Consider the following 4,794-nt stretch of genomic DNA (forward strand, 5'->3'; position numbering starts at 1 on the left):
GGCGAAGTGGCATTTTCAATTGCCGCTACTGGCCATGTGGTTGGCACGTTGTGATGAACCAAGCCTTTGCATAGCCCTTCAAGCCGGCTTAGTCCCATATAAACCACCATGGTTTGCTTCAATACATTTTGCGCCATGGGTGCCATTTCTGGCCATTGATCCACGTCCTTAAAATGTGCGGTCATAAAACTCACCGACTGAGCACAGCGCCTGTCGGTTAACGGGATCCCCGTATAGGCTGACACACCCGATGCTGCCGTAATACCAGGAACAATAGCAAAAGGAATGTTGGCTTTTGTGAGTGCATCGGTTTCTTCGCAGGTTCTTGCAAATAGGGCTGGGTCACCGCCTTTTAACCGTACGACAGTGTGACCGTTGCTTGCCAATTCAACCACTCGCTTGCATATAGCGTCTTGGGTAAAGCTATGCTTTTTGCAGCGTTTCCCTACATATTCTTTCACCACTTTAGAGGGAATTAGCGCGAGAATATCTTCGCTGACTAAAGCATCGAACAGCACGACATCGGCTTGTTGCAGAAGACGAAACGCTTTTAACGTAAGTAACTCGGCATCACCAGGGCCAGCACCGACGATGAACACCTGCCCTTGTTTATGACCTTCAGTTTGCCTGTTTGCTAACTTCAACCACTTGCCAAAGTATGAATGCTTAGCTGGAGCTTTTGGATTATCGGAGCGCTGGCGCGTCGTCACGGTCGTGACCGAGGTAGAAATAGCATCGCGATAAAAGAGGTTTAACAAAGGTTTCTGCGGTTTAAATAAGGTGCGCAAAAACGGTAACGACCAACTAGTTGCAATTGACATGATTTAACGCTCCTAAACAGATTGAATTTCAATGACTAAATGCTCGTCTATCAGCTGAGACAAGGCGGGCTTACACGAGCCACAATTCGTACCACACTTTAATGCTTCACCAAGCTCTGCCACCGAACTACAGCCTTCTTCGATGGCATGTGTAATGGTTTTTTCGCGCACTTCAAAGCAGCTACAAACTACATCACCATTTAAAAATGCGTCGTCTACTTGGCCACGTATTAAATTGCGCTGTATGTCTGTAGAAATAGATGTGTTGAGAAGGCTGGCGAGCCATTCGTTAGGTACTGACCATGTGTTTTTTAAATGTGGCGCTGCCTGCGCTATTGTATGTGCAGCTGCTGGTGCCCTTTCACCCTTTTCTGGCTCATCGCCTAAAAACGCCGCGAAACAAAGAGTATCATCGACAAGCGCAAGGCATACTGAGTATGTATGATGATGAAACTGCAATAGCACCGCGTTTTGCGGCAGCAGAGGTATCAACCCTTGGGTAAAATCCCGACGACCTTTGTTCGAAGCAACATTCAATACTGATAATGCTGCATCCGAGTTATTTACAGGTGAAGACGCCTCTGCGCTTTCAAGCGGTGTCGTATTCCAGTAATCACACGCATGCTTTAGTGCATCTTCACTAAAGGGATTAAGTTTTGAATTATGTGCTGACTGGTTTACTGATGAAACAAAGAGCTTGCCGTAGGTAGCGAAATGAGCGGGCGCGATAGCTACCGCCGCGTGTTTTAACTCTGGCTGCCCTGAAATAGGGTCTACCGCGCTGGCGTAGAGTGCGCCTAGTTTACTGTGCGAACCCCATTGCGCCGACCAGTGAATGGGAATGAATACTTCCCCTTTGCGCATATCCTTATCCGCTTTAACCGGATAGATAACTGGGGCGTCTTTACATACTGCACTTGAAAGAGAAACAAGATCTCCGCTTTCAACGCCCAATTCAGCAGCGTCTTTAGGGTTGATATACACGTTAGCACTTGGCATATGAGCCAGTAACTTTGCCGCTTTACCCGTGCGTGTCATAGTATGCCACTGATCTCGCGCTCGCCCGCTGTTCACAACAAAAGGATAAGCGTCTGATGTCACCTGCAGTGGCGCTCTGTAAGTTACGGGAATAAGCCTAGCCTTGGCGTTGGGTGTTGAAAACTGCTTGTCTTCAAAAGGACGTTTACTGGTAAGGCTAGGTTGAGAATTAGAACTGGCCATATTCTCAGCTTTTTTAACTGCTTGAAAGGGCCACTGCAAAGGCGATAGCCCGTTGTATTGAGGTTCACTTAACGCTTGTAAAGGTGACAGGTCTAATTGTCGCTTACCGTTATTTTGATAGCCGGTTAGCCCAGCGTATTCGCAGAATATTTGTGACGGATGGGTAAAATTAAATGCCTCGCCAAAGCCCATTTTACCCGCCACTTCACACAGTATTTGCCAGTCGTGTTTTGCACTACCTGGTGGAGGCAATATACCGCGCTGACGTGAAATACGGCGCTCTGAGTTTGTCACCGTGCCGTCTTTCTCCGACCACCCCGTGGCAGGAAGGGCAATGTGCGCGTAGTTAAGCGTATCGTTAGACTCAACGATATCAGACACCACCACCATGTCACATTTAGAAAGTGCGCGTTCAACTTGACCGCGATTTGGCATACTGACAACGGGGTTCGTCCCCATTACCCAAACGAACTTTACCTTTCCACTCTCAATTGCATTAAACAAATCAACTGCTTTAAGCCCCTGCCCTTTGGGCATAACAGGGGCATTCCAATAGGTTTTAACAGCGCTGATATGCTCAGGGTTTTCAAGGTCCATATGTGCAGCTAGCATATTGGCTAACCCACCGACTTCACGCCCTCCCATGGCATTGGGCTGGCCAGTAATTGAAAACGGGCCACAACCGTCTTTAGCAATTAAATCCATTGCTAAATGACAGTTGATAATGGCTTGGGCTTTATCCACACCAGCAGAAGACTGGTTCACGCCCATAGAATAAAAAGTAATTGCGCTAGAGGCTTCGCAAAAGGCATCAAAGAAGGCCTTAATGCTGTTAATGTCCAGGTCGCATACTTTAGCAACGTCATCTAACGTTAAGGCATTTGCACTTTTGAGCGTTTCATCAAGCCCCTCGGCATAGCTCTCAACAATGGATTTGTTTATACGACCTTGTGCGTTTGCATAGCTGAGTAAACCGTTAAATAGGGCTACGTCGCTACCCGGTTTTACAGGAAGGTGTAAATCGGCAATGGTACAGGTTTCGGTTTTGCGTGGGTCAACAACAATGACCTTCATATTCGGATTTTTCAGCTTTGCTCGCTGAATGCGTTGAAAAAGCACTGGATGCGCCCACGCCGCATTACTTCCGGTGATCACCAGTAAATCTGTACATTCCAAATCGGTGTAATCGCAAGGTACCACATCTTCACCGAACGCACGCTTGTACGCGGCAACGGCTGATGACATACACAGGCGTGAATTCGTATCGATATTGGCACTGCCGATGAAACCTTTCATAAGCTTATTGGCAATGTAATAGTCTTCGGTGAGAAGCTGACCTGATACATAAAAAGCAACGGCATCCGCGCCATACTGCGCAATGGTAGAGGTGATCTTATCCGCAATCACATCGGTGACCGTGTCCCAATCCACCGATTGACCTGCCATGGTTGGGTGAAGCAAACGTCCGTTTACGTCGTTTGTTTCAAGCAGGTTTGTTCCTTTAACACACAATCTTCCATAATTGGCGGGATGCTCTGGCGTGCCTTTAACAGTGTCCAGGGTTATGGCACGCGGGCTTACGTTGCAACTGATATCTACACCACACCCTACGCCGCAGTATGGGCATGTTGTTTGTCTTAATTGTTCAGACATCATGTCGGGTTGTCGTGTAGGCATATTCATTTCATTACCTTTTTCGGTTTCACAGCTTTTGAATGCATTTTGCTAAAAGGCTTTGTTCATGTGGGCGTATAAAAAAGACAGTTTGCTTAAACGCCCACAAAAACCTTTTCGCCCTCTACCTTCACAGCGTAAGCCGTGACGGAAACATCGTCGTGTTCTTTACACAGCCCGGTTTCTAAAAAGTAATGCTCTTTGTATAGAGGCGAAGCAACAACAGGCGCACCGCCTATCGACCCTAGAAGCCCGCGATAGAGTACGTTTGCTTTACCAATAGGGTCGTAGTTACTAATGGCGAAAACCTGGGTTTCGCCGTTTATCTTCAAACTGAAAATTGCCACTTGCTGTGAGTCGACAAGGGCGCAAACCCCACTGTTTGTCACTAAGTCGTTCGTCTCACAAACATAGTGCCATTGCACTTGCTGTGGTTCTGACGCCATTACATTTTGCGCTGCTGACATAATTTGATTCTCCTAACAGGGTTGATAAGCCAGTGGCTATACCATAGAGACAGGAATGAACTGATCTTTACCTGCTACTTTTTCAGCTTCAGTAGCTGGGCGAACCTGGCCTCGCTCTGAAACAAACTGAATATTGGTGTCGCTAGCATTGCTGTTTACGAATTGACGGAAACGCTTGCGCGACTCAGGGTTTTCAATAGTGGTTTTCCATTCGCACTGATAAGCATCAACCACAGCATCCATCTGTGCTTCAAGCTCACCATTAATGCCAAGAGCATCGTTTATCACAACGTCTTGCAGGTAAGCTAACCCACCTTCTAAGTTGTCCATCCACACCGATGTGCGCTGTAGGCGATCAGCCGTTTTCACGTAAAACATCAGCACGCGGTCGATGTACTTAATTAGGGTTTCGGTATCTAGGTCGGTGGCAAACAGGTCTGCATGTCGAGGCTTCATGCCGCCATTCCCGCAAACATACAGGTTCCAGCCTTGCTCGGTAGCAATAACGCCAATGTCTTTGCTTTGGGCCTCTGCGCACTCACGGGTACACCCCGAGACGGCAAATTTAATTTTGTGCGGCGCACGTAAGCCTTTGTAACGATTCTCTATGT

General features: G+C 47.4%; 3 protein-coding genes and 1 pseudogene. All 4 read right to left on the reverse strand.

What is annotated here, in order from left to right; translation table 11 throughout:
* On the reverse strand, positions 1 to 821 hold an 821-nt coding region (cobA, locus tag QVA83_RS16845), incomplete at its 3' end, for a uroporphyrinogen-III C-methyltransferase (protein WP_287498725.1).
* 12 nt (positions 822 to 833) lie between these two features.
* Positions 834 to 3,725 carry a nitrate reductase gene (locus QVA83_RS16850; protein ID WP_287498726.1) on the reverse strand — a complete coding sequence of 964 codons (2,892 nt, stop codon included), beginning with the start codon at positions 3,723 to 3,725 and terminating at the stop codon, positions 834 to 836.
* An 86-nt stretch (positions 3,726 to 3,811) separates the two neighbouring features.
* Positions 3,812 to 4,183: a nitrite reductase small subunit NirD gene (nirD, locus tag QVA83_RS16855; RefSeq protein ID WP_014975661.1), complete on the reverse strand. Its 372-nt coding sequence runs from the start codon at positions 4,181 to 4,183 to the stop codon at positions 3,812 to 3,814.
* Between the two features lie 36 nt (positions 4,184 to 4,219).
* A pseudogene (locus QVA83_RS16860) lies at positions 4,220 to 4,794 on the reverse strand (nitrite reductase (NAD(P)H)); the annotation flags it as partial.

Source organism: Alteromonas sp. AO-Serp (genome assembly GCF_017849675.1).
Lineage (GTDB): Bacteria > Pseudomonadota > Gammaproteobacteria > Enterobacterales > Alteromonadaceae > Alteromonas > Alteromonas macleodii.